Genomic DNA, 26,855 nt, shown 5'->3' with positions numbered 1-26,855 from the left:
CCGCACTTCAGGAGGACATTGCATGTCGCTATCCACCGAGCCCCAGATCCTGTCGGCCGATGAATTTGGCCGCGTCTGTGAACAGGTCTTGTCCAGCATCGCCACGGTGATCGACGGCAAGGCCGAGGTGGCGCGCACCGCCCTGATCGTCCTGCTCGCCCAGGGCCACCTGCTGCTGGAGGACGTTCCGGGCGTCGGAAAAACCATGCTTGCGAAGACCCTGGCCAAGACCGTCGACTGCACGGTCCACCGGATCCAGTTCACCCCGGACCTGCTGCCCTCGGATGTCACCGGTGTCTCGATTTTCAACCAGGACACCCACGAGTTCCAGTTCCGCCCGGGGCCGGTATTCGCCCACATCGTCATCGGCGACGAGATCAACCGGGCCAACGCCAAGACCCAATCCGCGCTGCTCGAGTGCATGGAAGAAGGCCAGGTCACGGTCGACGGCATCACCCACCCCCTGGGCAACCCCTTCATGGTGATCGCGACGCAAAACCCCATCGAGCTGGAGGGAACGTTCCCGCTGCCCGAGGCGCAACGGGACCGGTTCATGGCCAAGATCTCCATGGGCTACCCCGATGCCGCGGCGGAAATGTCGATGCTCGAATCCCACCAATCCACCTCGCCCCTGGACAAGGTCCGCCCCGTGCTGGACCTGGCGACCCTGCATACCCTGATCAACACGGTTGCGGCGGTGTACGTTTCGGAGCCGGTCAAGGAGTACATCGTTGCCCTGGGCCGGGCCACCCGCGAACACGGCGAGATCCGGTTGGGGGCATCCCCCCGCTCCCTGTTGCAGCTGCTGCGCGCCGCAAAGGCCGAGGCAGCGTTGAACGCCCGGGACTATGTCCTGCCCGAAGACGTGCGGACCATCGCCACCGACGTCCTGGGGCACCGCCTGATCCTGCACCGCCGCGCCGAGGCCGCCGGCACCAACGCCGAAACGTTGCTGGCGTCCATCCTCAACTCCATCCCGGTTCGTGCCGGTGCCCGCGGATAACCCGCGAAAGCCTGTCGGGAACATGAGCCTGCCGGATCCGGGACCCGCCGAATTCCGCGAGTCCCCCCACAACGACCGGTGGACCCGCGACGAGCCGCCGGCAACCCTGCGGGCGCGCGTCCACCTGGGGTTCCTCACGGCACGCGGCTGGGGCTTGTTTGCCACGGGCGTCGCGGCCCTGGCCGGCGCCTGGCTATTGGGCCGCCGCGAGTTGATGGCCGTGGCACTGTTCCTGATCCTCACGCCCCTGCTGGCTGCTTTCCTGTTGCGCTACGGACGGTCGCCGATCACGGTGAACCGGACGTTCAACCCGAGCGTCGCCGTGACGGACTCGGGCCTCCGGGTCAGGCTCCACATCAGCCACCGTGGCCGCTCCCCCGGGATCCTGCCCCTGAGCGACACCCTGCCGCAGGACTTCGGGAACGGGCCGGAGTTCACCTACCCGTCCCGGACCGCCGTGGTCCAGGGCGGGGTTTCCAGCAGCCACTACGAATACCGCCTCCGCCTTGCCTCCCGCGGCATCTACCCCATCGGCCCCGTCAAGGCCCAGGTCACCGATCCGTTCGGGCTGGCCACGCGCCCGGCGGCGCTGGACAAACCCAGCGCCCTGGTGGCAATGCCGCAGATCGAATCCCTGGAGCCGGGCGGGCTGCCCGGCGAGCGCGGGGCCCACGGCCAGGCAAGCTCCAACCGCCGGCTGACCCCGGATTCCTTCGACGTCATGACCCGGGACTACCGGGACGGGGATTCGGTGCGCCGCATCCACTGGCCGGCCACTGCCCGGCGCGGTTCCGTCATGGTGCGCCAGGAAGACTACCGCGCGACCCCGCGGGCGGTCATCGTGCTTGACCGTTCGCGTGCGGCATTCCTGCCCCACGGCGTCGGCTCCGAAACCAGCCTGGAGATCCCGCAATACACCTCGGCATCCAAGCAATCCAGCCAACGATTCGAGTGGGCGCTGAAGGGAGCGCTGGGCATAGGCGCATACCTGTCGCACTCCGGATTCGGCATCGAAATGATCGACCACCAGGCCCGGCCCATCAACCAGGTCTCGGCTTCCGGGTCCGACGACGGCGCCGAGGTCTTCGGCGGTTCCCATGCCGTCGAGGACATGCAGGGCGCACTTGCGGCGCTGGGGCTTGAGGATCCCCCCTCGCGGCACGTCTCCGAGTCCGCACCGGCTCTGACCACCGCGTTGAAAACCCGGCTGCGGACCCACGGCGACAGGCTCGTGCTGTTGCTCGGCGAGGTGTCCCCCGCGACCGCGAACGCCTGGATTGATTCGGTCGGCGGGCGCCGCAAGGTCGCGGTCATGTGCGTCGTGCATCGACCGGAGCAGGCCCACCATGTCATCACGCAATTCAGGCAGGCAGGATGGTCGGCCGTGGCAGTCTCCCCCAAGACCTCGCTTGCCGAGGCCTGGAACGAACTAAGCAGGCAGTCATGAGCACCCCCACGCTGGACCAACCTCGAACCTCCGAGAACCTCCACGTCCCGCCCCCTGCCCGCAGGGACCTCAGGGCTGCGGCTCCGCTGCTTTTTGCTGCGTTTGCCACGGTGCTGGCCACGCTTGGCGCCGCGGCCAGCCTCCACGGGGTCGTCAGCGGCTGGGGATGGCTGGTCCAGGTGGCGGTCACTGTGCTGGCGATTGCCGTGGCCACGAACGTGGCCCGCTATCTGGTGGCCCCGCGCTTGCTCGTGCCCGGGATCGGGCTGCTGGCCGGCGTCCTCACCCTGACCGTCTTGTTCTTTTCGAACACCGCATTGCTTGGCTTCATCCCCACCTCCGCTACGTATCGGGCGCTGCTGCACGTCTGGGCCACGGCCAACGAGCAAATGGGGTCCCAGGTGCCGCCGGTGCAGACCACGGGCGTCATCGTATTTTCCGTGACGCTGTGGGCCGCCATTGTCGCCCTGGCCGTGGACACGCTCGCCTTCACGGTTCGGGCCGCGGCAGTGGCCGGGATCCCCCTGTCGCTGCTCCTGCTCATCTCTTCGTTGTTCGAACCCCTTGGCGCCGGCATCGGTTCCGTCGCCGTGACGGCCATCGGATACCTCCTGATCCTGGCCGCCGCCCGATGGCTGGAATCCGGGACGTCGGCGGGCAGGGGCCGGCGGCTGGCCGTCGAACTTGTCGGCGACGACGGGAGCGGCCATGCGGCGGCAGCCCGCAAGCCGGGAAATTCGTGGATCCAGGGATCGGTGATCATCGCCGGTGCCGTGGCAAGCCTGATGGTCTTGCCCATGGTCGTCCCCGGGTTCACCAAGGGCATGATGGTGGAGGGCACCAGGCCGTCCTGGGGCGGAGTCGCAACCAACATCGACCCGATGATCGCCCTGGGGAACGACCTGCGCAACAACGCCCCCGGAACGGTCCTGCGGTACTACACCAATGACACGGAGCCCCAGTACTTGCGCACCTCGGTGATCGGGAACCTTGAGGGCAGCAAATGGCAGCCGGACGACGCACTGCTCCGCGTGCCCGTCACGGAGACGCTGGCAACCCCGGAGATTCCCACGATGTATGGCACCATGCGGGACTCCGTGACCCGGGTCGTGACCGACAAGTACCGCGGGGTGTGGCTGCCGATGCCGGGAAACCCGGTGCTCATCAGCGGGCTGCCCGGCAACTGGCGCTGGAGCCCGGACACCGGGACCATGCTTGCGGGGTCCAACGAACCGATGGCGGCCCAGGACTACACGACGCTGAACCAGGTTCCCGAGATCACGGCCAAAGAGCTCGTCGACTGGACCGATGGAAGTCAAGAGGGATTCTTCGGCTCTGTCGACCCGGTGTACTCGCGCATGCCGGACGACACTCCCGAGTCCCTGTTTACGGCGGCGTCGAAGGCCATTGCCGGATCCGAGAACGAGTCGCCCTTTGAACAGGCGGCCGCCATCCAGGAGCACCTGCGCTCGGGGGCCTTCAGCTATTCCGAAAAGACCCCCGTCGAGGACGGCTACGACGGCAGCGGCATGCAGGTCATCGAGGCCTTCCTCGAGGAAAAGTCCGGCTATTGCGTGCACTTTGCTTCGACCATGGCCATGATGGCGCGCACGCTGGGCATTCCAAGCCGCATCGTCACCGGGTACTCCCCGGGAAGCGCCACCGGCAACAGCGTTCCGGGCAGCAACGGGACCACGCTGAACGAGTTCACCGTCAGTTCCCGCAACGCGCACGCGTGGCCGGAGCTGTACTTCCCCGGCGCGGGCTGGGTCGCCTTCGAGCCAACCCCGGGCCGCGGCGTGCCGCCGGCCTACGCCCCGGCTGCCGTCGCACAGAACCCCTCCCTGGGCGCCGACCCGCGCCAGACGAACCCGACCTCGAAAAAACCGGCCGCTACCTCGTCCAGCTCCAGCTCCAGCGCGCCGGCAGCCATCGTCGGGAACGAAACCGTGAAGCGGACCCCGTCCCCGTGGCCGTTGGCGGTGCTCGTTGGCTTCCTGTTGCTGGGCTCGGTTCCGCTGGCAATCAGGCGCTTCCAACGTGCCGGACGCCTGCGCAGAATCGACGCCACGGGCACCGATGCCGCCGTTTCCGGCGTTGCCTCGGCATGGGCGGAACTGGTCGCGCTGGGCCTGGACCATTCAAGACCCATGCGGCAGGATGAATCGGCCGGGGACTACGCCCGGCGCCTGGCTGCGTTGCTGCCCGATGCCAAGACGGACCTGCAAACACTGGCCGGGGCGTATGAAAGGCAGCTCTACGCCCCGGCAAAGTCGTCCAAGGCCGACGGCCGGGTGCTGGCGGAGGCCTTGTCCGCTGTCGAGCAGGCCTTCAGGTCCCGGCTGGGCGCGGGGCAACGGCTTGCGGTTGGCTTGTGGCCGCGATCCGTCTTTGCCCCGCGCCCGCTGGAACCAGTGGGCTACGTGTCTTCCAAGTAGCCGGACAGGCGCTCGAACTGGTCCGACGGCTTGAAGCCGGTTTCTTGGATCTTGTCCAAACGCAAGTTGCTGCTCGCCGGCCGCGGAGCCGTATCGCGGCGCCCCGCAAAGTACTCGGCGGTGCTGATTTCGGTCACACGGCCGGGGTCGTGTCCGCAGAGCATGAAAACCTGCTGGGCGATGTGTGCCCATGAGGTTGGGTCACCGTCGTTGGTCAGGTTGTACACGCCGTATGGAGCACCGGAAGCGAGCAGGTGCACGATGCCGGCCGAAATGTCTTCGGTGAAGCTCAACCGCCCGTATTGGTCGTTGACCACGGATGGATTCACACCGGTCTTGGCCAGCCGCGACATGGTTGCGACAAAGTTCTTCCCGTCGCCGACAACCCAGCTCGTACGGATGATGTAGTGCCGCGGAACCATCCGCACCAGGGCGTCGCCGGCCGCCTTCGTCTGGCCATAGACACCCAATGGACAAGGCGCGTCTTCCTCGTCGTAGGAACGTTTGCGTCCGTCGAAGACGTAGTCGCTGGAAACATGGACGAGCGTGATCTGATGCTCGATGCAGATTCGGGCAAGCCGTGCCACGGCCGTGACGTTTGTGGCCCAGGCGTCGTGTCTTCCGATTTCGGTTTCGGCCAGGTCGACCTGGGTGTATGCGGCGGCGTTGATCACCGTCCCGTACTCCGACCAATTGACCTGCGCCACATGGGCAGGATTGCACAGGTCGAATTCCGAACGCTGCGGAAAATCATGGCGGCCGTCCCCGGAAACGAGCGTGGCCAAGGAGCGCCCCAATTGCCCGTTACCTCCGATCACCAAGGTCTTCAGCGGTTGCACCGGAACGACATCGGCCAGGGCCGGGTGGGACTTGTCCGCATCCGAGGTAATCGCCTTGTCGAGCGGGATCGGCCACCGGATGTCGGCAACTTCATCGGCCAGGTTCACGAACGTGTAGCTTTCCTGGGCCTGCGGCGACCAGTGCTCCGTCACCAGATAGCTGTATCCGGTGTCCGGTTCCAAGGTCTGGAAACCGTTTCCGACACCGCGCGGAACAAATACCGCCTGGCCCGCGGTGAGAATCGTGGTGAAGCTGGCGCCAAAGCCTTCCCCGGCACGCAAATCCACCCAGGCGCCAAAGACCGACCCGCCAACCACGGCAACGTACTTGTCCCAGGGTTCGGCGTGGATCCCCCGGGTTGTTCCCGGTTCCCGGTTGAAGGAAACGTTGTTTTGCACCGGGCGGAAGTCAGGCAGCCCGGCGGCCGCCATCTTCTCGCGTTGCCAATTCTCCTTGAACCAGCCCCTCGCATCTTCGTGCACGGGCAGTTGGACCACCAACAGCCCGGGTATGCCGGTGGTCTGGACCTCGAGAGCCTTCACCGGCCGGAGCCTTCCGTTGCGGCTGCGAGTCGGTGGGCTTGTTCCTGAAGCTCGTAGCGCTCCTCCGTTTGCTGCTTGCCGGGTTCCCACCACCATCGGTTCTCCCGGTACCAGGCGATGGTTTGGGCCAGGCCCGCGGCCAGGTCCTGGTGCCGCGGGCGCCAGCCCAGCTCGTGGCGCAGGGTGCTCGCGTCGATCGCGTAGCGCAGGTCGTGGCCGGGCCGATCGGCAACCGAGTCGAAGGCGTCCTTGTTCTCGCCCAGCAGGCCAAGAATCGTTTCCAGGACCTCGCGGTTGTTCTGCTCGCCGTCGGCCCCGATCAGGTAGGTGCGGCCCACCTCGCCGCGTTGCAGGATTTCCCAGACGGCCGATGAATGGTCATCGACGTGGATCCAGTCGCGTACGTTTGCGCCGCTGCCGTAGAGCTTGGGCCGGTCCCCGTTGAGGATGTTGGTGATCTGCCGCGGGATGAACTTTTCCACGTGCTGGTACGGCCCGTAGTTGTTCGAGCAATTGCTCAACGTTGCCCGTACCCCGAACGACCGTACCCACGCCCTGACCAGGAGGTCCGAGGCCGCCTTCGTCGACGAGTAGGGACTCGAGGGGTTGTATGGCGTGGTCTCGGTGAAACGCGCCGGATCGTCCAGCGCCAGCTCGCCGTAGACCTCGTCCGTCGAGATGTGGTGGAAACGCACGTCGTGACGCCTGACCGCCTCGAGCAAGGTGTATGTTCCCACGATGTTGGTGTTCAGGAACGGCGCGGGGTCGTGGAGTGAATTGTCGTTGTGGGATTCCGCGGCAAAATGGACCACGGCGTCGACCTGCCCCACGAGTTCGTCGATCAACGGGGCATCGGTGATGTCCCCGATTCTTAGCTGGACCCGATCGGGGGGAAGGCCCCTGAGCGAATCGGGATTACCCGCGTAGGTCAGTGCGTCCACAACAACAATGCGTACTTGGGAGTGCGCAATCACGTATCGAACAAAATTTGCCCCAATGAATCCGGCACCCCCAGTTACCAGGATTCTTTTCATGGTTGCAAGGCTAGCGCCCCTCCCCATTCGTGGCTAGGTGTGCCTAGTATGTGCTCATGAGGGGGATAATTCTTGCTGGGGGCACTGGATCGAGACTTCATCCGATCACCAACGGCATCTCGAAACAGCTGGTACCTGTCTACGACAAGCCGATGATCTACTACCCGTTGAGCACGTTGATGCTCGCCGGCATCAGGGACATCCTGGTGATCACGACCCCGGCGGATGCGCATCAATTCCGCGAGTTGCTGGGTGACGGTTCGCAATTCGGGATCCGGCTGGAATACGCCGTCCAGGAATCCCCGGACGGCCTGGCCCAGGCGTTCATCATCGGGGAGCAGCACATCGGGGACGGGCCCGTCGCGTTGGTGCTCGGCGACAATATTTTCTACGGCCCGGGGTTCGGCACCCAACTTGCCGATTTCCATGAAGACTCGGGTGCTTCCATCTTTGGGTACTGGGTCAAGGATCCCGGCGCCTACGGGGTGGTGGAGTTCGACCGTGCGGGCAAGGCAATCTCGCTCGAGGAAAAACCGGAAAAGCCGAAGAGCAACTATGCGGTGCCCGGGCTGTACTTCTACGACAACACGGTGATCGAGCGGGCCCGACACCTCTCACCCTCGCCGCGTGGCGAGCTGGAGATCACCGACATCAACCGCCAGTACCTGGACGAAGGGTCGCTGCGGGTCAACGTGCTGGCCCGCGGCACCGCGTGGTTGGACACCGGGACCTTTGACTCGCTCAATGATGCGTCGAATTTCATCCGCACCATCGAGGCCCGCCAGGGACTGAAGATCGGGGTGCCGGAGGAGGTCGCGTGGCGCAGCGGATACATCGACGATGCGTCGCTGGAGGCATGCGCCCGCAAACTGGGCAAGAGCGGCTACGGCGCATACCTTCGGATGCTGCTCTCGAACGATTTCGAGGACCCGTACCACTAGCGGAACCGCGCTCCGTCGCCGGCCGGACCCTGCACAGACAAAAGCGGTGTTCCGCCTTCCTCCCGATTGCCGGAAGGAAGGCGGAACACCGCTCAAGACGCAAGCGGCACCAAGGCCGCAGGCGGTACTGCTTAGACTGCGTACGGGTCGGCGATGCCGATGTACTGGGTGGTGGTGTACTCGGCCAGGCCCTCGGCTCCGCCTTCGCGGCCCAGGCCGGACTGCTTCACGCCACCGAACGGGGCGGCCGCGTTGGAGATGACGCCGGCGTTGAAGCCAACCAGACCGAATTCGATCTTCTCTGCCACGCGGAACAGGCGGTTGTGGTCCTTGGTGAAGACGTAGGAAGCCAAACCGTATTCGCTGGCGTTGGCCAGCTCGATGGCGTGTGCCTCGTCGCGGAAGGTGGTGATCGGGGCAACCGGGCCGAAGATTTCCTGGCGGAGGATCTCGGCGTCGTTGGCGACGTTGGTCAGCACGGTCGGCTGGTAGAAGTAGCCCGGGCCGTCGACCGGCGCGCCGCCGGTGATAGCGATGGCGCCTGCCTCGATGGCCTTGACGACCAGTGCGTGCACGTCGTCGCGTGCGTTGCCGTCGATCAGCGGGCCGACGTTGGTGGTCGGCTCGGTGCCGCGGCCGGTCTTCAGCGCGCCCATGGCGGCCGCGAACTTGGCGGTGAATTCCTCGGCCACGGACTCGTGGACCAGGAAGCGGTTGGCTGCGGTGCAGGCTTCGCCCATGTTGCGCATCTTGGCTGCCATGGCACCTTCGACTGCTGCGTCGATGTCTGCGTCCTCGAAGACCAGGAACGGTGCGTTGCCGCCCAGTTCCATGGAGGTGCGCAGCACGTTTTCGGTGGCGTCCTTCATGAGCATCTTGCCAACTGCGGTGGAACCGGTGAAGGAAACCTTGCGCAGACGGGAATCGGCCATCAACGGGCCGGAGATCTTCGAGGCGCTGGCCGAGGAAACGACGTTCAGCACACCTGCCGGCAGGCCGGCTTCCATCATGACCTGGGCGAAGAGCTGGGAGGTCAGCGGGGTGAGCTTGGCGGGCTTGAGCACCATGGTGCAACCTGCGGCGATCGCCGGGGCGACCTTGCGGGTGGCCATGGCCAGCGGGAAGTTCCACGGGGTGATCAAGAGGCACGGGCCGACCGGCTTGGTCTGCACGATCATCTTGTTCTTGCCCTCGGGGGTGGTGAGGTAGCGGCCGTAGTCGCGTACCGTCTCCTCGGAGAACCAGCGCAGGAACTCGGCACCGTAGGTGACCTCGCCGCGGGCTTCGGCCACGGGCTTGCCCATTTCCAGGCTCATCAGCAGCGCGAAGTCATCGGCACGCGCGGTGATCAGGTCAAAGGCGCGGCGCAGGATCTCGGCGCGTTCGCGCGGTGCGGTCAGGGCCCAGGAGGCTTGGACTGCGTCGGCGGCGTCGAGTGCGGCCATGGCGTCTTCGCTGGTGGCGCTGGCCAGGGTGGCAAGCTTTTCTCCGGTGGCCGGGTCGAACACGTCGAAGGTGCCGCCGTCGGAGGCATCGCGCCATTCGCCGTTGATCAGCAGGCCGGTGGGAACGGAGGCGATCAGCGCGGCTTCACGCTCTGGGGTAATGGTCATCGGGGCGTTCTCCCTTGAACGAAAGGTATCGGGCGGTGGAACATATCCCTGCCCACGCTAGTGGTGCGGAGTGTGGCTGTAAATTTCTATCTGCACTATGACGCACCCCGGGCGTTGTGCAGGTATCCCAAAGGACCGGATGCCGGCGCCGCACGGAGCGCCGGACCGGGCCCCGGGCTAGGCGCGTGCTTCGAGCACCGCGGTGTACAACTCGCGCTTTGAGACCCGTTCCTTTTCGGCGACCGCCGCCACCGCTTCCTTCAGCCGCAGGCCCTCCGTGACGAGCTGTTGCACCTGCGCCACGTGGTCGACCGCGCGGGCGGGTTCCCCGGCCGGGGCGCCGCCGATAACCACGGCGATTTCGCCGCGGACCTCGCCCTCGGCCCAGAGCAGCAGCTCGCCGAGGTTTCCGCGGATGACTTCCTCGTACATCTTGGTCAGTTCGCGGGCGATCGCACCGGGGCGGTCGGCGCCGAACGCATCGCGCAGCGCGCGGATCATCGCATCCAGTCGGTGCGGTGCCTCGAAGAAGACCATGGTGCGCTGCTCGGTGGCCAGGTCCTCGAGGCGCTTGGCGCGCTCCCCCGCCTTGCGCGGCAGGAAGCCCTCGAAGGTGAAGCGGTCGGTGGGCAGGCCCGAAAGCGCCAGCGCCGTCAGCACGGCCGAGGGGCCGGGAACGGCCGTGACGGTGACTCCCGCCGCGACTGCGGCCTCCACCAGCTTGAATCCCGGGTCCGAGACGGACGGCATTCCCGCGTCCGAGACCACCAGGATGGTGGCGCCGCCGGCAACAAGTTCAAGCAGTTCGGCCAGGCGGTGCGTCTCGTTGTGTTCGTGGTAGCTGATCAGGCGTCCAGGGACCCGCACGCCCAGACCCTGGGCCAGGTGAATGAATCGCCGAGTGTCCTCGGCCGCCACGACATCCGCCGTCTTCATCAATTCGATCAGCCGCGGGGAGGCGTCGGACAGGTTGCCAATGGGGGTTGCCGCGAGGACAATCTGGCCCGGCTTTTCTTGAGTTTCCACACGCCAAGCCTACTCGCCGCCCGCCCTCCCCGCGCACGCGGGGGCCCGCCGGTAGAGTAAGGACGGTGAACACAGCATCCCCGCAGACCACGCGCCGCTGGGCCATCGACCCGGATCAGGCCTTTGGCGTCCAAGCGCTGCGTGAACGGCTCATCGGGCGGGCCTTCGCCCCCGGGCTGTGGGGCTGGATTGTTCCGCTGGCCGTGACCGTGCTTGCGGGCATGCTCCGTTTCACCAACCTCGACCACCCGCACCTGCTGATCTTTGACGAAACCTATTACGTCAAGGACGCGTACACCATGATGCACGCGGGCTACGAGCTCGAATGGGGAGAGAATCCCAACGACGCGTTCATCAACGGGCACCCCGCGCCGAAGGACACCGCTTCCTTCGTGGTGCACCCGCCGCTGGGCAAGTGGCTGATCGCGGGCGGCATGTGGCTCTTCGGCACGGACAACGGCCTGGGCTGGCGCTTCAGCGCCGCGCTCTTCGGCACGTTGTCGGTGCTGCTGGTCGCGTTGGTCGCCCAGAAACTGTTTTCCTCGGTGCTCCTGGGCGGGCTGGCCGGCGGGCTGGCCGCCATCGACGGGCACCAGATCGTCATGTCCCGCACCGGGCTGCTGGACATCTTCCTGATGTTCTTCATCCTCGCCGGGTTCTGGGCGCTGCTCAACGACCGCTTCCACGGCCGCGAGAAACTCGCCCGGGCCCTGGCCACCGTCGACGGTAGACTGCCCGATCCCCGGCTGCTGGCCTACGGCCCCTGGATCCTGTGGAGGCCCTGGCGGCTGCTGGCCGGCATAATGCTCGGCTGCGCGGCCGGCGTGAAATGGTCGGCGCTCTCCTTCATCGCGGTCTTCGGCCTGATGACTGTGCTGTGGGACCTGTCGGCACGCCGCCGCGCGGGCATCAGGCACTGGATCCTCGGCGGGGTGCTGCGCGACGGGATCCCCGCGTTCCTCACCATCATCCCCACGGCCTGCGCCGTGTACCTGGCTACCTGGACCGGCTGGTTGGCCACGTCGGGCGGCCGCTACAGGCAGTGGGCCGCGGAGAATCCGTCCGACACCTGGGGCTGGGTCCCGGCGTCGCTGCGCTCGCTGGCCGAGTACCACCGTGCCGCCTACGCCTTCCACCAGGGGCTGAGCTCGCCGCACGGCTGGGAGTCCTCCCCCTGGAGCTGGCTTTTCGCCGGCCGTCCCGTGCTCTTCTTCTACGAGTCCCGCAGCAACGGCCAGTACGGCTGCCTGGATGCCAATTGCGTCCAGGGCATCACCGACCTGCCCAACCCGATCATGTGGTGGGCCGCGACGCTGAGCCTGCTGTTGCTGCTCTTCTACTGGGTCGGTGCCCGCGACTGGCGTGCCGGGGCGATCCTCGGGGCGATCGCCGCAGGGTTCCTGCCGTGGTTCGCCTACCCCGAACGCACCATGTTCTTCTTCTACACGCTGCCCTTTGCGCCGTTCATGGTGCTGGCACTGACCTACGTGCTGGGCAGGTTCCTGCCCCCGGACTCGCATTCCCCGTGGCACCGGCGCCGCCTGCTCCTGCTGGGGATGTTCGTGGCCCTGATTGTCGCGGTGTCCGCCTTCTTCTGGCCGATCTGGTCCGGGCAGATGGTCACCTACGACGACTGGCGCATCCACATCTGGATGCCGAGCTGGTCCTAGGCCCGCCGACCCGCTCCCCCGATACTTTGAACACCCCGACAAGCAGGAACACTCATGCGCGAAGCAAGCACCGAAAAACTCATTGACCTTCCCCCGGGGTTCAACACCACCCAGATGCTGGTGGACAGGCTCGAATCCGGCGGCGGGGCACCGCTGTTCAGCGTCAAGCGCGGCACCGCATGGCACGACGTGTCGACGGCGGACTTCGTCGCCGACGTGCGCTCTCTGGCCAAGCTGCTCATCTCCGACGGCGTGAGGCCCGGGGACCGGGTGGCCATCATGTCCCGCACCCGCTACGAATGGGCCATGGCCGAGCAGGCCATCTGGTTTGCCGGCGCCATCTCCGTGCCGATCTACGAGACCAGCTCGCCCTTCCAGGTCGAATGGATCCTGCGCGACTCGGGCGCCAGACACGTGTTCGCCGAGGATTCCCAGCGCGCGGGCGTGGTCCGGGCCGCGTTGGCCTCGCTGGGCGAACCCGTCACGATCTGGCCCTTCGAGACCGGATCCGACGACGCAGCCGATGCCCCCATCCCCGCCGACGGGCTGCGGAAGCTGCTGGAGCAGGGCGCCGCCTCGGTGGTCTCCGAGGCCGACGTGGAAGCCGTGCGCAAAATCGCCGGACTCGGGGACACCGCGACGCTGGTCTACACCTCGGGCACCACGGGCCGCCCCAAGGGCTGCGTGATGACCCACGCGAACTTCTCCGAGGTCGCCGTGAACCTTGCCCCGCACATGGCCAAGGTCCTGGGTGACGGGGAACGCACCCTGATGTTCCTGCCGCTGGCCCACGTCTTCGCCCGCGCCGTGCAGCAGGTGTGCCTGCACGCGGGGTCCACGATCGCCCACACCCCGTCCGCGGCGACGCTGGTCGAGGACATGAAGGCCGTGAAGCCCGGCTTCCTGCTGGCCGTCCCGCGCATCTTCGAGAAGATCCGCGCCACCGCGTTCGCGACGGCGGAGGGCGCCGGCAAGGGCGCGCTCTTTGCCCAGGCCGAGGCCGTTGCCATCGAATACTCGAAGGCCGCGGACGCTCGCGGGCGCGGAGAACGAGTCTTCCGCTCCCCCGTCCTGCTGGCCAAGCACGCACTGTTCAACAAGGTGCTCTACCCCAAGCTGCGCGCGGTGCTCGGCGGGCACGCCCGCTACACGATATCCGGGGCCAGCGAACTGAACGCGGACCTGGCGCACTTCTTCCGCGGCGCCGGGCTGGGCCTGCTGGAGGGCTACGGGCTGACCGAGACCACGGCCCCTGCCACCGTGAACATGGCCGACGACGTTCGGGTCGGCACTGTGGGCATCCCGATCCCGGGAACCACGATCCGCATCGCCCCGGACGGCGAGGTGCTGGTCAAGGGCATCGGCGTCTTCGCCGGATACCACAACAACCCCGAGGCCTCGGCCGGCGCCTTCGACGCCGACGGGTTCTTCAAGACCGGCGACACCGGCACCCTGGACGAGTCCGGCTTCCTGAGCATCACGGGGCGCAAGAAGGACATCATCGTCACCGCCGGCGGCAAGAACGTCGCACCGGGCCCGCTGGAGGAATACGTCCGCTCCGCCCGGCTGGTCTCCCAGGTGGTCGTCGTGGGCGAGAACCGCCCGTTCGTCGCAGCACTCGTCACCCTGGACGCGGACGAGCTGGGTCCGTGGTGCAGGGCCAACGGACTGCCCCCGCTGTCCATGGCACTGGCCGCGTCGCACCCGCTGGTGCTGGCCGCGGTGCAGCACGCGGTGGATGCCGCGAACACCACGGTGTCGCAGGCGGAAACCATCAGGAAGTTCGTGGTGCTGGAGAGCGATTTCACCGAGGAATCGGGGCACCTGACCCCGTCGATGAAGCTCAAGCGCCGCAGCGTGATCGATTCGTTCGCCGCGGAAATCGACAAGCTTTACCAGCGCTAGCCCCGGCGCCAAGTCCGTCGCAGGCGCACAACCGCAGGCGCAAAAAGGGGCCTTGCCGGGTCCGGGGTTGTGAATCCCGGGCCCGGCAAGGCCCCTCGCTGTTTGGCCGTTTTGCTTGGCCGGATTGCTGCGTCGTTGTTACTTCAGCCCGAAGACCCGCGCATCCTGGCGCAGCCGCGAGGCCTCGCGGCGCTTGGCCGTCGGCCAAGTGGCAATGAGCGTGATGACCGAGGTGAGTGCCACCAGGACCGCGATGGCGATCGCCGCATCGACCCAGAACTGCGGCGGGTAGAGGCGGATCAGCGTGTCCGAGTAGTTGAACGTCCAGGTGCCGTTGGCGAAGAAGATCTTGTGGAAGCCGGTGAAGAAGGATTCCCAGCCGAGCACCGCCAGCGTGCCCAGCACGGCGAACAGCGCGAGCGTGGCGACGGCGCCGGCAAAGAGCCCGCGGCGGATGCCGCCGGCGTAGCGCTTGCCCAGATAAACGAGCGCCACCACCACGAGCGCCGCGAGCAGCAGGCCCGCCAGGTAGGTGGTGGAGATGACGTTCTTGACGTCCAGCATGTGCTGGACCTCGGTGTTCAGGAACAGCGGGTTGCCCAGCGGGTCGCGCAATTCGCCCAGGTAGCGGGAGTCCGCGAAGTTGTTCAGGTAGTCGACGCCGTAGGAACCGTAGAGCAACCTGTCCGAGGTGCTGAAGCCGAAGCCGTCGGCCGGGAATCCGGGGCGCTGGTAGGCGATCCAGAGGAAGACGGGGCTGGCGATCAGGCGGATCGCCAGGATGAGCAGCACCAGCGGGTAGGCGGCGGCCAGCAGCACCTGCAGGGTGCGGGCCAGCGGCGGCTTGGCACCGAGTGCGGCCTCGCGCGCGGCACGGCGCTCGCGGGCGGCGCGGGTCGGCTCCGGAATCGGCGTGTACGCTCCGAAGACCCGGTTGCGGGCCTCGGCAACGGCTGCGGCCGTCATGGCCGCGTTTGCCGCGGCGGGGTCGGCCGATTCGGGGGTCGGCAATGCCCGGGTTTCCGGGGCCTTTGCTGCCGGGTCGGCAGGTGTCGCGGCGGTCGGTGCCGGCAGCGGTTCGACGGGGATCCGGGCGATGAAGTCGTCGATCTCCGGCCGGTCGTCGGCGGGGGCACCCTTGGTTGCGGGGGCGGCGGTGGCCGCCAGGTTGGACGCCGCTGCGGCCGCGGCGCTGATGGCCGGGTTCGGCGCAGCCGGGACGGTTGCGGGAAGCTGGTGCTCGACCGGCTCGTCCACGGGCTCGACCTCGGGAACGCTCAACACGGGTGCGGCGGATCCCTTGGCTGCGGCTGCGGCACGGGAAGCGGCGATTGTCGCCTCGATCTTCGCCGCGGCTGCCGCGGCCGCGGCGCTCAGCGGCATTGCTTCGGCCTTGGCCTTGGCCTTGGCCTTGGCCGGGACCGTGGCGGGTTCGGCGGCCAGGACCGCGGAGCCGGCGCTCGAATCGGCCGTTTGTGCCAACCGGGGCTCCGGCTTACCAGCCTGGGGTTCGTCCTGCTCAGCCATGTTCTCCCTCACAACTTATGACAATTGGCGACGTGCCTGTGCGAGGGGCGCAGGCATACTTGCCGGGCCCGGAACACACCACTGTGCAAGCCTATCGAGACAAGTGCCCAACCCTCGGTTCACTGCGGCGTTCGCGACCCAGCGTGTCGGCCGGACGGCACTGGTTTTCGCGTCCCCGCCGGCAGGTCCGGGACGGGGAAAGCTGCTCAGTACCTGTACGTCTCCGGCTTGTACGGCCCGGCGGCATCGAGCCCCAGGTACGCGGCCTGGGCCGGGTCCAGCACCGTCAGTTCAACGCCCAGGGCGTCCAGGTGCAGCCGGGCGACCTTCTCGTCGAGGATCCTCGGCAGCACGTGGACACCGATGCCGTAGGCGCCCGTCCCGGCCTTGGTGAACAGCTCGATCTGGGCGATGACTTGGTTGGTGAACGAGCTGGACATCACAAAGGAGGGGTGGCCCGTGGCGTTGCCCAGGTTCAGCAGGCGCCCCTCGGAAAGCACGATGATGGAGCGCTCGGCCTCGGTGCCGGAGTCGAAGACCCACTCGTGGACCTGCGGCTTGATCTCGACCTTCCGCACGCCCGGCACTTCGGCAAGGCCGGCCATGTCGATCTCGTCGTCGAAGTGGCCCACGTTGCCCACGATCGCCTTGTTCTTCATGCCCTGCAGGTGGGCGGCGGTGATGATGTCCCGCCCGCCGGTGGTGGTCACGAAGATGTCGCCCCGGGCGAGCACCGTTTCAAGCCTCGCCACCTGGTAGCCGTCCATCGCGGCCTGCAGCGCGCAGATCGGGTCGATCTCGGTGACGACGACGCGGGCACCCTGCCCGCGCATGGCCTCCGCGGCGCCCTTGCCCACGTCGCCGTAGCCGCAGATGACCACGACCTTGCCGCCGATCAGCACGTCGGTGGCGCGCATGATCCCGTCGGGCAGCGAGTGGCGGATGCCGTACTTGTTGTCGAACTTGGACTTGGTGACCGAGTCGTTGACGTTGATCGCCGGGAAGCGCAGCGCGCCGGCGGCGGCCATCCGGTTCAGCCGCAGGACCCCGGTGGTGGTTTCCTCGCTGACGCCCAGGATGCGTTCGGCGATGCGGGTGAACTTGCCCGGGTCCCTGGCCAGGGCGGCCCGCAGGGTCGCCAGCAGGATGCCGTGCTCGAGGTTTTCCGCGGCTTCGGGGCCCGGCACCGTGCCGGCGGCCTCGTACTGCGCGCCCAGGTGCATCAGCATGGTGGCGTCCCCGCCGTCGTCCAGGATCATGTTCGGGCCCAGCCCGGGATCATCCGCGGCCCCGGGCCAGGTGAGGATCTGTTCGGCGGTCCACCAGTAGTCCTCGAGGGACTCGCCCCTCCAGGCGAACACCGGGACCCCGGCGGGGTTTTCGGGGGTTCCGCTGCCGACCACCACGGCGGCGGCGGCCTCGTCCTGGGTGGAGAAGATGTTGCAGGAGGCCCAGCGCACCTGCGCGCCGAGGGCCACCAGTGTTTCGATGAGCACCGCTGTCTGCACCGTCATGTGCAGGGACCCGGCAATGCGGGCCCCTGCCAGCGGCCGGGAATCGGCGTATTCGGTGCGCAGGGCCATGAGTCCCGGCATTTCGTGCTCGGCCAGGCGGATCTGGTGGCGTCCGGCCGAGTGCAGCGAAAGGTCTGCGACCCTGAAATCGATGCCCATCGCCGGTGTCACTCCCCCGCGGGTGCGGGGCCTGCCCCGGTGCCGGCGGGGACCGTCGTGGCCGCCTGGGCCAGCAGCATCGGGATGCCCTCGACGATCGGGTAGCTGTAGCGTTCGCCGTTCTCGCCGGTTCCGGTGGAAACCAGCGCGGCGCCGGACTGTTCAAGCCGCGAGCCCGTCAGGGGGCAGCGGAGCAGGGAGGAAAGTTCAGTGGAAAGATTCGACATGCAACCCAGTTTAGGGCTCCATGTTCCCCTCGCGCAGTACGCGCAGGTGCCTGCGGGTCAGATGTGCGCCGGAGCCCGGTTCGATCGCCGGGGGCGAGGTGCGCGGGGCGGGGACCTCGCCGGCAGGTTCCATGGGGGTCTGGGCTTCCTGCTCCCGCACGGCACGCGCCAACGCATACAGATCGTCGCTGTTCAGCGGCGCCTCGCTGGGCAGGGCCAGGCGCAGCACTTCCCACCCCAGCGGCACGGTCAGGCGTCCGGCATGGGTGGCGCACAGGTCGTAGCAATGCGGCTCCGCGTAGGTGGCCAGCGGGCCCAACACTGCGGTTGAGTCGGCATACACATACGTCAAAGTCGCAATGGCCGATTGACGGCACGCCGAACGTGAACAAAGTCTGGAAGATCCCACGGTTAGACAGACTACCCCGTTCCGCGGCGTTTGCCTCGACGCACCGCCGCAGGCCCGCGCAAAGCCGTGCCGATGCCGTGCCGATGCGGTGCCGGGGCGTGCGGGCTGGCCTAGTCTTGGGACATGGACAAATACCTGTCGATCGACCTCGATCCCCTCGATCCAGAGGAACCCGGGCAGGGCGCCGAGGAAGGTGCGGTGCGCGGCTTCGGCGCGCGCAAGCGCAACCGCCACGGGCGCGGCCGGCGCGGGCCGATGCTCGATGCGCGGCTGCCCGGTTCGCGGACCCGCGAGGAACACTTCGAGGACCTGCTGGTCGAATCCGCCGAACGCCTGGCCGACCGCTGGGGCGATCGGGTGACGGGCATCGACTTCCGCCTGATGCTGGTGCCCAACGCCAAGGTCCTGGACAAGGCCCAGGCCACCGGCTCGCGCGTGCCGTGGGCCACCAGCCGCCCGGGGCGCCCGGGACGGCCCGAACGCATCACCGTGTACCGGCGCCCCATCGAGCAGGCCTGCCCGGTCCCCGCCGAGCTGGCCGAGTTCGTGCACATGGCGGTCGTCGAGCAACTGGCCGAGCTGTGGGCCATGGACCCGCAGGAGATCGACCCGGGCTACCGCGGCTGGGGCAACGGGTTCGGGGACTAGGCCCCCGAAACCCGTTGTCTCAAACCCGTCAGTGGCGCAGCTGCACCTGGACGCCCTCGCGTCCCACGGGGGCTTCGCCCAGCGGAAGCACGGCTATGCCGGCTGCGCCCTCCTCTACGACAGTTGCGGCGTAGCTCGGGGCTCCGTTGGCCGAGAGCATGACGGCTGCGACGTCGGCCCCCAGGTCGCGGACGGCAAGCACCACGGTCTTTGAGCCCGAGAGCTCGATCTTCCGCTCCGCGCCCAGTGCCCCGTTCCTGCCCAGCGGGCGGAGAGTGACCGTGGAGCTTTCCGCCGGCGCGTTGAGCACCAGCTTCGCGTTGCCGGATTCCGGCATGACCACCAGGTGTTCGCTGCCGATCCGTGCCGCACCGGGCGCCCAGGCCTGGTCCATGGGTTCCGCGGACTTGGTTCCGCGCACCAGCTTCACCGCCGCGCTCACCGCCGAATCGCCCTGGACCACGACGGTGTAGGCACCGGCGGGGAGGCCGGTCAGCGGCAGCCGGGCCGTCGCGTTGGAGGCGACGACCAGCTCCCCGCCGCCGGGGACCGCAACCTCGCCCGCGGCGCCCATGATCCGGATCTTGACGGTGGCACCCTCCGCGGAGGTTGCCGCCACGTGGAGCTCGGGAACCGCATCGGCGGTGGCGGCCGATCCGGCCAGTTCGCCGGCACGCTTCGGGTCCAGCAGGACCACGCCGGGGATGACTTGGCTGTTTGCCGCAGGGGTGCCGGCCACCAAGTAGTCGACGCCGCCCGGGACCAGCCCGCGCAGCGTGCTTTGCTGGATGCTGGCGTTCACCCGGCCGCCGGAAGCCACGACCTTCAGCGAGAGCGACTTCTCGTTCGGCGCGTAGGCGGCAAGGACCAGCGACTTCGATTCGCCCGGTGCGATCGCCACCGATTCCAGGTTCGGTGCGGGGATCATTCCCCCGGCACCACGCAGGTCGATGCGTACCTGGCTGACCGACGTCGAGGAATTCACCAGGTGCAGGATCGAGGTGGTTCCGCCGGTCGTTGCGGCCCCGGTGATCCACGCTTCGGAGCCGGGCACCGTGCACGGGGCAGCGGCCAGCCCGGCCAGGTCCCCGTCCTTGGCGGTGTAGTAGCGGGCGGCCGCGGACAGGGACTGGACCCCGCCCAGCGGCTGCGCGCGCAGGCTCAGCGGTGCGTCGTGGGAAACGCCGCCACTCACCACGCCCTTGCGCTGCGAGGTTCCGTCCTTGGCAGCGCCGGTGAGCGTGGCGGCCTCGGCCTCGGCGAGCCGAGGAGCCAGTTGCTGCCCGGCCGATCCGTTGGCTTCCAGCAGCTGCGCCCCCGGGATGCGGCCCGCGGAGTCGGAGAGCGCCGCGGCGCGGACCAGCGACTTGGCGTCTTTCGATGCCGGGGCGAACTCGGGATCCGTTCCGTTTCCGGCGCCCTTGAGCAGGCGCACCGAGGCGGGGCAGGTCGCCAGCGAGTCGCCGGCAGGCAACGTGGTCAGTTCCGTGGTTGCGCCCTGGGCGGGAAGCTCGGGCGGAAACAGGGAGCCGGCGGCGATGGCCGCCGCGCCCAGGCAGAGCACCGCAACCGATCCGACGACGCCCAGGGCCTTGCGTCCGGGGGTGTGTTCCTTCTTCGGGCGGCCTCCGGCGGGCTTTGCCTCGCGCGCTGCTGCCCGCGAATCCGGTGTCGACGCGCGTGCTGCAGCCTTCGGCGCCGCCTTGTTCGCAGAGGCAGATTCCTTGGCGTGTTCGCCTTTCCCGGATTCGGGCTTGGCGGGTTCGCCTTTCCCGGATTCGGGCTTGCCGGATTCTTCTTTGCTGGAGGGTGCCTGATCCGCAGCATCGCCCGCGGCCGGCGCAACGACCGCCGGTTCTTCCGCCGCCGTGACGGCAGGAGCGGGAACGCTGGCTTCGGAAGCCCTGTCCTCCGAAGCCTGCGCGGCCGCCGCCTGTTCCGCGGGCTTCGGGCGTGCGGATTCCTGCTCCGCGGCTTCGGGCCTGCCCAGTGAGATGCGGCGGCGCTTGGAGCCGCGTTCGGCCTCACGTCGTTCGCGACGGGATTCGCTCATGACTTGTTCTCCTTGGCTCGCGTTTCGCGGAGTCCGCTATCGAGCTCGTTGATGCTTTCGGCGTTTCCGCGGGTGCGGTACTCGTCCAGCCGGCGTGTGGCGAACCGGCGGCTGCGCGGAATCGGAATGGCCAGCAGCACTGCCAGCAGCAGCACCGTCCATTGGGCGATGGCCACGGGCACCGCGAAGGGGCTGCGGTAGCCCACGTTCAGGGTGCCGCCCTTCGCGCCCAGTTCAAAGCCCTGGGCCCAGGCCAGCGACTGCGTGCCGGCGGCGCCGGCCAGCGAGGCGCTGTCGGGCCCGACCGTGGTCCGTTTCAGCGGGACCCCGTCAAGGGTCGCCCACCAGCCCGCATCGGCGCGTTCGGAAAGCACGACCATCCGGCTCCCCTCCCCCGGCGCCACGGTGGCGTTGGAGACTTCGGCCCGGTGCGACGGCAGCAGCGCCGTGGTTTGGCCGTTGGTGGTCACCCGGACCCGCGAGGTGAAGTCGGTGGCGTTGTCGGCACCGGCGACCTCCTTCTGCTGTTCGACCCGCCACAGCCAGCCGGCATCGGTCTTGCCCACGGGCACCAACCCCTGCACGGAATCCAGCTGCGCGACCAGTGCCGAGGCAGTGTCGTCGTTTTCTTGCAGCACCACGAATCCGGTGCCCAGCGAGGCCAGCGCCGTGCGCGGGTCAAGGGCCGAGTCGGAGACCAGCATGGCCACTGTCGACTCGATGAGTTTCTCGGCCGCGTCGTCCCCGCGCACCTGCGGGTCCAGCAGGTTGCCGCGGAGCCGTTCCGCGGTTGCGACCTGGGACAGTGCGTCGGCGGTGGTTCCCGAGCCGTTCATCAGGGCCGCGGAAACGGCCCCGTCCGTGCCCTGGGCCAGCACCAGCGTGCGGTCCTCGTAGCGACCAAGGCCCCTGTCGGCAGCCGTGGCCGGCAAGGTGCGCGGAGCCACGGAGCGCAGCGCGCTGGTGGTCCCCCACGAGGTCTGGGCAGCATCTCGCCGGGCGTCCTGCGACAACAACCAGTTGGCGCCGCCAGCAACGATGGCCAGCGCCATCAACGAGGAAGCCACGGCGAGTGCGCCGGCCGGGGCCCTGCGTGCCGGGTCCTTGGTCGATCCGTCGCGGTCCAGCAGGACGTCGGGAGCGGTGTCTTCCTGTTCCCGACGCAGCGAGGCGAGGCCCAGCGCGGCGGCGAAGAGCATCGCCAGGAGGAATCCGGAGACGAACGGGGCGTTGGACGGGCTCACCAGCGAGTTGCCGGAAACCGCGGTCGGGATCAGGCCCGCGCCGTAGCTGCCGGCAAGCAGCAGCACGCCGAGCAGCCAGAGCGCGCGGGGCAGTGCCGATTTCCGGCCGCCCTGGAACAGCGACAGCACGGCAAAGACGATCAACGGGGCACCAATGGCCAGTGCCAGGACCAGCGACCACGGTCCGGAGGGCAGGAAACCGAAGCCGGCCGGGACCGCCCACGGGTCGAAGTCGACGGGGAAGCCGAGGGCCTGGGCCCACAGCGGCGCCGGGGCGAAGGCCAGCGGCAGGCCCGGGTCGGCCAAGGCGGCCCGCGGGTTACCCAGCGCGGCGATGACCAGCGGGGCCTGGAAAACGAGTGCCGGAAGCGGAACCCACCACAGGGTCTTGGCCCGCGCACCCAACGGGATGGCGCACAGGACGATGAGCACCACCACGGCCAGGCCGAGCGACGGGGAGGCCGCCGCAACGGCGGCCAGCAACAGCGAGGCCGAGGCCGCAGCCGTCCACGACGGGACGCCGCCGAATCCCGGGCGGGAAATGTTCTGGGCCTGGGCCCACGGGGCACGCGGCTTGGTGTCCGCGGCGGCACCGACCGTGCGCAGGAGCGCCAGCAGCAGCAGCGGAGCGGCAACGTGCACCAGCACCGCACCGGCGCGGCCGGAGGCAAGCGACACCTGCAGCACCGGGGACAGGCCCCAGAGCAGTCCGCCGACCATGCGGGCGGAGCGTGAACGGGTCACCGCCCCCAGCCCGAGCCAGGCACTGAGCCCCGCAAGGGGCATGGCCAGCAGGGTCAGCACGACGGCCGTGGCGTTCGCGTTGCCGCCGCCGAGCAGTGCGCCCAGCCACAACAGGAAGTCGAACGGGTCGGCGCCTCCGGGGATCCCGGCGCCGAGGTTCTGCCACCAGGCGGTGGCGTTGGTGAAAATCTCGCCGGCCGTGGTCGAGAGCGGGAGCAGCGCCCCGCCGGCGACGGCGGGGGCGCCGATCAAGGACCGCAGCCCGACGAGGGAAACGGCCAGGGTGCCCAGGACGGCCAGGATCGCACTGACGATTGCGGAGGTGCGGGCCGGGGCCGCGACCGCGGCGAAGTCGTTGCGGGAGTCGCCGCTCGGGGCCTGCGAGGTCAGTGCGCCGGTTCCGTCGCCGAAGACCTGCGCGTGGTCGATGCTCTCGAGCATGTGCTTGCGGTGTTCGCGCACCTTGGACTGGTCCGTGAGCAGTCGCGCGATCGAGTTTCTCGGCACTCGGCGGGTCTCGGCGGCCGCGGCCCGCGAGCGGGAAAGCTTCACGGGCGAGCCGACCGCGCGCAGCGTCGCGCCGAGCTGCCCGAATGCGTAGGCGGGGTCCTTGGCCAGGATGGAATCCAGGAACCTGTACAGCCCGCCGAACACGGCGCCAACGATGAGGAAGGGAAGCTTCCAGGCGGCGGCGTGCTTCAGGCGCATGAAGACCTCGGCGCGGCGGGTCTCGTGCGGTCCGGCCAGCGCCCTGACGACCTCGGCCTTGTGGTAGATGCGGGCCTGCGGCACCACCACCACACGGTGTCCCATCAGGCGGTTGCGCCAGCATAGGTCCATGTCGTCGCCCAGGCCGGGCAATGCCGGGTCGAATCCTCCGAGCTCCTCGAAGACGTCGCGGCGGATCAGCATGCCGGCGCTTGTCACGGCGAAGGAGTCGGTGCGCCCGTCGTACTGCCCCTGGTCGACCTCGTCGATTTCGATGAGGGTGACACGTTCGGCGTGTTCGTTCACGCCCAGTCCCACGTCCAGCAGGCGGCGCGGGGAATCAAGGTCAAGTTGCTTGCAGCCGGCGATGGTCACCGATTCGGTGGCCTCGACAACGGTGAGCAGCTTCTCCAGCGCATCGAGTTCGGGCACCGAATCGTCGTGGATCAGCCACAGCCATTCGGTGCGTCCGGCCTTCGGCTGGCCCAGCGAGTCGACGGCCGTTTTCACGGACCGGCCAAAGCTGTGCGGCGCGACGGAGAGGATGCTCGCATCCGAGGGCAGGTGCTTGCGCAGCAAGGCCTCGGAATCGTCGCCGGATGAAGCGTCGACTCCCACGAACCTGTCGATCAGGCGTGTTTGATCCCGCAATGCGGTGAGGGTTCGTGGGAGAAAAGCTGAGCCGTTGCGGGATGCCACAACGGCGGTAACGTGGATCGTAGGGAGAATTAGACTGCTCGTTTCCGTAAACGTCGACGTTCACGCTCTGACAATCCGCCCCAAATACCGAATCGTTCATCATTGGTCAATGCGTATTCAAGGCACTCGGAGCGTACGCTGCATGAGCCGCATACGCGCTTCGCGTCCCGTGTCGATCCGCCCTTTTCGGGGAAGAACGCTTCCGGGTCGGTTTGTGCGCAAAGCGCCTGGGACTGCCAGCCCAGTTCGCCATCTTCGGATTCGGCCCCCAAGCCTATCCAGATGGCCTTTGAAGGATTCCCACCGTCCAACTCGGCGTCGAGGCTTGGCGCCCACGACGGGGTTGGTGCTCCCGCAAGTTCGTTGACCGCGTCATGGGCCAACAAGAATGCAGCGACCTGTTCCTCGCTGCTCAGAACCTGGGAATCACTGTCGCCATCAGCCAAGATGGCCCCGGCCGGATCGACAAACCAGTCCGATGGCACGTTTCGCGACCCGAACTGGGTCGGCGCGACGCCCCGTACTGCCGCTTCTTCGAAGCCGCGATCCACGTTCCCCATGATTCATTAACCTTCCGCTGTAACGAATTCGATTCAAAACTAGACCCTAGGAAAACAGCGACGGCTCCTCAATAAAAAGCCGCCGCGAGACAATTTCGCTCTCCCGGACGGTTCACTATCTAATTACACTGGTGTAACTCCGGATGCGTCAAGTGGGGGCGACGATTTTAGCGAAAGTTATCGTAGATTTGGAGTCACGCCACGCCCGCGACTTCCGTGATAGTCACCAGCAATACAGCAACCCCGTGAATTCCCCGTGAATTTCCGGCATGACAAGGAGCTTCCATATGGCTTTTGATACCGATTCGTTATCTCCCGTCGAGGCCCTGTTGTCCCCGGTCCGACATTCCACCCATCCGTGGCTCACCTGGTACTCGCAAAACGGTGAACGCGTCGAGCTGAGCGGCCGGGTCTTTGACAACTGGGTGGCCAAGAGCGCGAACCTTTTGGGCGAAGAATTTGATTTAGCCCCCGGGGACACCGTTGCCACCGACATGCCGGGGCACTGGAAGTCGGCCGCGCTGGCCTTGGCGTGCTGGCATTTGGGCGCCGAATTGCGCTGCGTGGCACCGGGGACGAACCCCGGAACCGTGGACCTTTTTGTCACGGCCTATCCCGAAACGCTCAATGTGGGCGGTTCGGTGGAGGTGCTGGTGGTCCCGCTCCCCTCGCTGGCCATGTCCTACGACGGCGAGCTTCCGGTGGGCTCCACCGACTACGCGGCAGAGGTACGCGCCTACGCGGATTCCTATTTCGCCTCGCCCATCGACACCAGTGCGGTTGCGCTGGCATCGGGTGACGGCGGACAAAGCTTCAGCGAGCTGTTCATCCCCGCCGGCGCGGAGGGCACCACGCTTGCCACCACCGCTTGGCCGCTTGAGCGCCTTTTGCCGGCGCTCGTCGGCCTGTGGGCCAACGGCACCCCGGTGGTGCTTGTCGAGGAGGGCGTCGCGATCACCGACCGCCTGCTTTCCGGGGAACGCGTGGTGAACCGGCTGGACCAGGGCGCCTAGCGGCTACCTGCCGGCACGCTTTTATCCCTGGGATGCAAAAAAGGTTCCCGTCGTGTCCACCCATTGGGCGGACACGACGGGAACCTTTTTGCCCGGCGGCAGGGCGTTGCCCGCGGCAGGGAACTGCTACTTGACCGCTTCGTTCTCGGCCGGCGCTGCCTGCTCCGTTGCCGGGGCGGCCAGCTTCGCGGCGCTGCCGGAATCGGCACCGATGCCGATCAATTCGCGATCGTGCGCGAATGCCTCTTCCTCGTCCAGCTCGGCTCCGAAGACCCAGAAACGGTAGGCGAAGAACCGGAAGATGGTTCCAAGCACCAGGCCCACAACCGAACCCGCGATGAACAGGCTGGTGGTGTCGGTCAACCCGATCCAATACTTGGTGACCCACACGCATGCCGCGGCGATTCCCAGGCCGATGGCATTCATGATGAGGAACATCACCAGTTCGCGCACCACATTGGCCTGTCGGCGATGGCGGAACGTCCAGAAACGGTTTGCAACCCACGAGAACATGGTGGCCACCACGCCAGCGACGATCTTCGCCTTGACCTCGGAGTCGTGCATCGGGCCCCCAAGCATCCACAGATAGATGCCCGAGTCGATAATGAAGGCGACGCCGCCGACAACACCAAATTTCGCGACTTCACGCCACATCATCGACACAAGGCCGTTGAGCCTGCCCCAGATCTTCGCCTGCATGATCCTCCACGGATTGGTTTGAAAGCACCGCTCCGAAATACTCTCGATCCGGGGTGCAAAGGTGCGGTCGAACCGCGACTTCAAGACCCGGTCAACCTAAACATTCTAATGCGGTTCACTGAAAGTTACCCAAGAATGGTGTCCAATGTCGCTTTGGCTCCGCGCTGCGCGACCGGCGTTGGGTAGGCTATG

At 67.5% G+C, this 26,855-nt stretch carries 20 protein-coding genes; 8 read left to right on the top strand and 12 right to left on the bottom strand.

Features of this window, described 5'->3' with window-relative positions; translation table 11 throughout:
- The first annotated feature begins 22 nt into the window (after positions 1-22).
- Genes ACIQLF_RS14410 through ACIQLF_RS14400 form a run of 3 tightly spaced genes read left to right on the top strand, consistent with a single transcriptional unit; the run spans position 23 to position 4,888 of the window.
- On the top strand, positions 23-1,003 hold the full coding sequence (locus tag ACIQLF_RS14410; protein WP_400299638.1) for an AAA family ATPase: 981 nt from the start codon (positions 23-25) through the stop codon (positions 1,001-1,003).
- Between the two features lie 22 nt (positions 1,004-1,025).
- Positions 1,026-2,450, top strand: a complete 1,425-nt coding sequence (locus ACIQLF_RS14405; RefSeq protein ID WP_400299635.1) for a DUF58 domain-containing protein — start codon at positions 1,026-1,028, stop codon at positions 2,448-2,450.
- Positions 2,447-4,888, top strand: a complete 2,442-nt coding sequence (locus ACIQLF_RS14400) for a DUF3488 and DUF4129 domain-containing transglutaminase family protein (RefSeq protein ID WP_400299633.1) — start codon at positions 2,447-2,449, stop codon at positions 4,886-4,888. Before ACIQLF_RS14405 ends, ACIQLF_RS14400 begins: the two co-directional genes overlap by 4 nt.
- Here ACIQLF_RS14400 and ACIQLF_RS14395 read toward each other — a convergent pair.
- Complete coding sequence (locus ACIQLF_RS14395; RefSeq protein ID WP_400299630.1) at positions 4,870-6,270, bottom strand: sugar nucleotide-binding protein; 1,401 nt, start codon at positions 6,268-6,270, stop codon at positions 4,870-4,872. The two genes, ACIQLF_RS14400 and ACIQLF_RS14395, sit on opposite strands and share 19 nt — an antisense overlap.
- Positions 6,267-7,304 (bottom strand): dTDP-glucose 4,6-dehydratase, encoded by a 1,038-nt coding sequence (gene rfbB, locus ACIQLF_RS14390; protein ID WP_400299628.1) that lies wholly within the window; start codon positions 7,302-7,304, stop codon positions 6,267-6,269. Before rfbB ends, ACIQLF_RS14395 begins: the two co-directional genes overlap by 4 nt.
- Before the next feature lie 56 nt (positions 7,305-7,360).
- Here rfbB and rfbA point away from each other — a divergent pair, with 56 nt between their 5' ends.
- Positions 7,361-8,245 carry a glucose-1-phosphate thymidylyltransferase RfbA gene (rfbA, locus tag ACIQLF_RS14385; protein WP_400299625.1) on the top strand — a complete coding sequence of 295 codons (885 nt, stop codon included), beginning with the start codon at positions 7,361-7,363 and terminating at the stop codon, positions 8,243-8,245.
- 131 nt (positions 8,246-8,376) lie between these two features.
- On the opposite strand, the gene ACIQLF_RS14380 is transcribed toward rfbA, so the two are convergent.
- On the bottom strand, positions 8,377-9,858 hold the full coding sequence (locus tag ACIQLF_RS14380) for an NAD-dependent succinate-semialdehyde dehydrogenase (protein WP_400299623.1): 1,482 nt from the start codon (positions 9,856-9,858) through the stop codon (positions 8,377-8,379).
- Positions 9,859-10,035: 177 nt separating this feature from the next.
- Entirely contained in the window at positions 10,036-10,884 is an 849-nt protein-coding gene (gene rsmI / locus ACIQLF_RS14375; protein WP_400299620.1) for a 16S rRNA (cytidine(1402)-2'-O)-methyltransferase, read from the bottom strand.
- A 65-nt stretch (positions 10,885-10,949) separates the two neighbouring features.
- Here rsmI and ACIQLF_RS14370 point away from each other — a divergent pair, with 65 nt between their 5' ends.
- A complete protein-coding gene (locus tag ACIQLF_RS14370) occupies positions 10,950-12,554 on the top strand; it encodes a dolichyl-phosphate-mannose--protein mannosyltransferase (RefSeq protein WP_400299617.1) in 1,605 nt (534 codons plus the stop codon).
- 54 nt (positions 12,555-12,608) lie between these two features.
- A complete protein-coding gene (locus ACIQLF_RS14365; protein ID WP_400299615.1) occupies positions 12,609-14,459 on the top strand; it encodes an AMP-dependent synthetase/ligase in 1,851 nt (616 codons plus the stop codon).
- A 138-nt stretch (positions 14,460-14,597) separates the two neighbouring features.
- Here the strand turns inward: ACIQLF_RS14365 and ACIQLF_RS14360 are convergent, their stop codons facing one another.
- From ACIQLF_RS14360 to ACIQLF_RS14345, 4 genes are all read right to left on the bottom strand, one after another.
- The gene (locus tag ACIQLF_RS14360; protein WP_400299612.1) at positions 14,598-15,986 is read right to left on the bottom strand and encodes a TIGR01906 family membrane protein; all 1,389 of its coding nucleotides are present in this window, start codon (positions 15,984-15,986) and stop codon (positions 14,598-14,600) included.
- Positions 15,987-16,192: 206 nt separating this feature from the next.
- Positions 16,193-17,659: an adenosylhomocysteinase gene (ahcY, locus tag ACIQLF_RS14355; RefSeq protein ID WP_400299610.1), complete on the bottom strand. Its 1,467-nt coding sequence runs from the start codon at positions 17,657-17,659 to the stop codon at positions 16,193-16,195.
- 8 nt (positions 17,660-17,667) lie between these two features.
- The gene (locus ACIQLF_RS14350) at positions 17,668-17,886 is read right to left on the bottom strand and encodes a Trm112 family protein (RefSeq protein WP_400299607.1); all 219 of its coding nucleotides are present in this window, start codon (positions 17,884-17,886) and stop codon (positions 17,668-17,670) included.
- 10 nt (positions 17,887-17,896) lie between these two features.
- Positions 17,897-18,295 carry a DUF3499 domain-containing protein gene (locus tag ACIQLF_RS14345; RefSeq protein WP_400299605.1) on the bottom strand — a complete coding sequence of 133 codons (399 nt, stop codon included), beginning with the start codon at positions 18,293-18,295 and terminating at the stop codon, positions 17,897-17,899.
- A 123-nt stretch (positions 18,296-18,418) separates the two neighbouring features.
- On the opposite strand from ACIQLF_RS14345, the gene ACIQLF_RS14340 reads away from it, so the two are divergent.
- A complete protein-coding gene (locus ACIQLF_RS14340; protein ID WP_400299602.1) occupies positions 18,419-18,943 on the top strand; it encodes a metallopeptidase family protein in 525 nt (174 codons plus the stop codon).
- Between the two features lie 28 nt (positions 18,944-18,971).
- Here the strand turns inward: ACIQLF_RS14340 and ACIQLF_RS14335 are convergent, their stop codons facing one another.
- From ACIQLF_RS14335 to ACIQLF_RS14325, 3 genes are read right to left on the bottom strand one after another with little or no spacing between them, the layout of a single operon-like run.
- Positions 18,972-20,996: a DUF5719 family protein gene (locus ACIQLF_RS14335; RefSeq protein WP_400299599.1), complete on the bottom strand. Its 2,025-nt coding sequence runs from the start codon at positions 20,994-20,996 to the stop codon at positions 18,972-18,974.
- Entirely contained in the window at positions 20,993-24,391 is a 3,399-nt protein-coding gene (locus ACIQLF_RS14330) for a glycosyltransferase (RefSeq protein WP_400299597.1), read from the bottom strand. Before ACIQLF_RS14330 ends, ACIQLF_RS14335 begins: the two co-directional genes overlap by 4 nt.
- A 29-nt stretch (positions 24,392-24,420) precedes the next feature.
- A complete protein-coding gene (locus tag ACIQLF_RS14325) occupies positions 24,421-24,951 on the bottom strand; it encodes a WhiB family transcriptional regulator (RefSeq protein ID WP_400299595.1) in 531 nt (176 codons plus the stop codon).
- 287 nt (positions 24,952-25,238) lie between these two features.
- Between ACIQLF_RS14325 and ACIQLF_RS14320 the strand changes: the two genes are divergently transcribed.
- A complete protein-coding gene (locus ACIQLF_RS14320; RefSeq protein WP_400299592.1) occupies positions 25,239-25,964 on the top strand; it encodes a TIGR03089 family protein in 726 nt (241 codons plus the stop codon).
- Between the two features lie 126 nt (positions 25,965-26,090).
- On the opposite strand, the gene ACIQLF_RS14315 is transcribed toward ACIQLF_RS14320, so the two are convergent.
- Entirely contained in the window at positions 26,091-26,663 is a 573-nt protein-coding gene (locus ACIQLF_RS14315; protein ID WP_400299589.1) for a GtrA family protein, read from the bottom strand.
- Positions 26,664-26,855 lie beyond the last annotated feature (192 nt).

This window comes from Paeniglutamicibacter sp. NPDC091659, from assembly GCF_044756805.1.
In the GTDB taxonomy this organism is placed as follows: Bacteria; Actinomycetota; Actinomycetes; order Actinomycetales; family Micrococcaceae; genus Paeniglutamicibacter.
The sequence above is the reverse complement of the archived record's forward strand: the minus strand, read 5'-3'. Positions and strand labels throughout refer to the sequence as shown.

Excerpts from the sequence above, each read along its gene's own strand:
- ACIQLF_RS14410 (WP_400299638.1), top strand. The coding sequence starts at position 23 with ATGTCGCTATCCACCGAGCCCCAGATCCTGTCGGCCGATGAATTTGGC.
- ACIQLF_RS14405 (WP_400299635.1), top strand. The coding sequence starts at position 1,026 with ATGAGCCTGCCGGATCCGGGACCCGCCGAATTCCGCGAGTCCCCCCAC.
- ACIQLF_RS14400 (WP_400299633.1), top strand. The coding sequence starts at position 2,447 with ATGAGCACCCCCACGCTGGACCAACCTCGAACCTCCGAGAACCTCCAC.
- rfbB (WP_400299628.1), bottom strand. The coding sequence starts at position 7,304 with ATGAAAAGAATCCTGGTAACTGGGGGTGCCGGATTCATTGGGGCAAAT.
- rfbA (WP_400299625.1), top strand. The coding sequence starts at position 7,361 with ATGAGGGGGATAATTCTTGCTGGGGGCACTGGATCGAGACTTCATCCG.
- ACIQLF_RS14380 (WP_400299623.1), bottom strand. The coding sequence starts at position 9,858 with ATGACCATTACCCCAGAGCGTGAAGCCGCGCTGATCGCCTCCGTTCCC.
- ACIQLF_RS14365 (WP_400299615.1), top strand. The coding sequence starts at position 12,609 with ATGCGCGAAGCAAGCACCGAAAAACTCATTGACCTTCCCCCGGGGTTC.
- ACIQLF_RS14360 (WP_400299612.1), bottom strand. The coding sequence starts at position 15,986 with ATGGCTGAGCAGGACGAACCCCAGGCTGGTAAGCCGGAGCCCCGGTTG.
- ahcY (WP_400299610.1), bottom strand. The coding sequence starts at position 17,659 with ATGGGCATCGATTTCAGGGTCGCAGACCTTTCGCTGCACTCGGCCGGA.
- ACIQLF_RS14350 (WP_400299607.1), bottom strand. The coding sequence starts at position 17,886 with ATGTCGAATCTTTCCACTGAACTTTCCTCCCTGCTCCGCTGCCCCCTG.
- ACIQLF_RS14340 (WP_400299602.1), top strand. The coding sequence starts at position 18,419 with ATGGACAAATACCTGTCGATCGACCTCGATCCCCTCGATCCAGAGGAA.
- ACIQLF_RS14335 (WP_400299599.1), bottom strand. The coding sequence starts at position 20,996 with ATGAGCGAATCCCGTCGCGAACGACGTGAGGCCGAACGCGGCTCCAAG.
- ACIQLF_RS14325 (WP_400299595.1), bottom strand. The coding sequence starts at position 24,951 with ATGGGGAACGTGGATCGCGGCTTCGAAGAAGCGGCAGTACGGGGCGTC.
- ACIQLF_RS14320 (WP_400299592.1), top strand. The coding sequence starts at position 25,239 with ATGGCTTTTGATACCGATTCGTTATCTCCCGTCGAGGCCCTGTTGTCC.
- ACIQLF_RS14315 (WP_400299589.1), bottom strand. The coding sequence starts at position 26,663 with ATGCAGGCGAAGATCTGGGGCAGGCTCAACGGCCTTGTGTCGATGATG.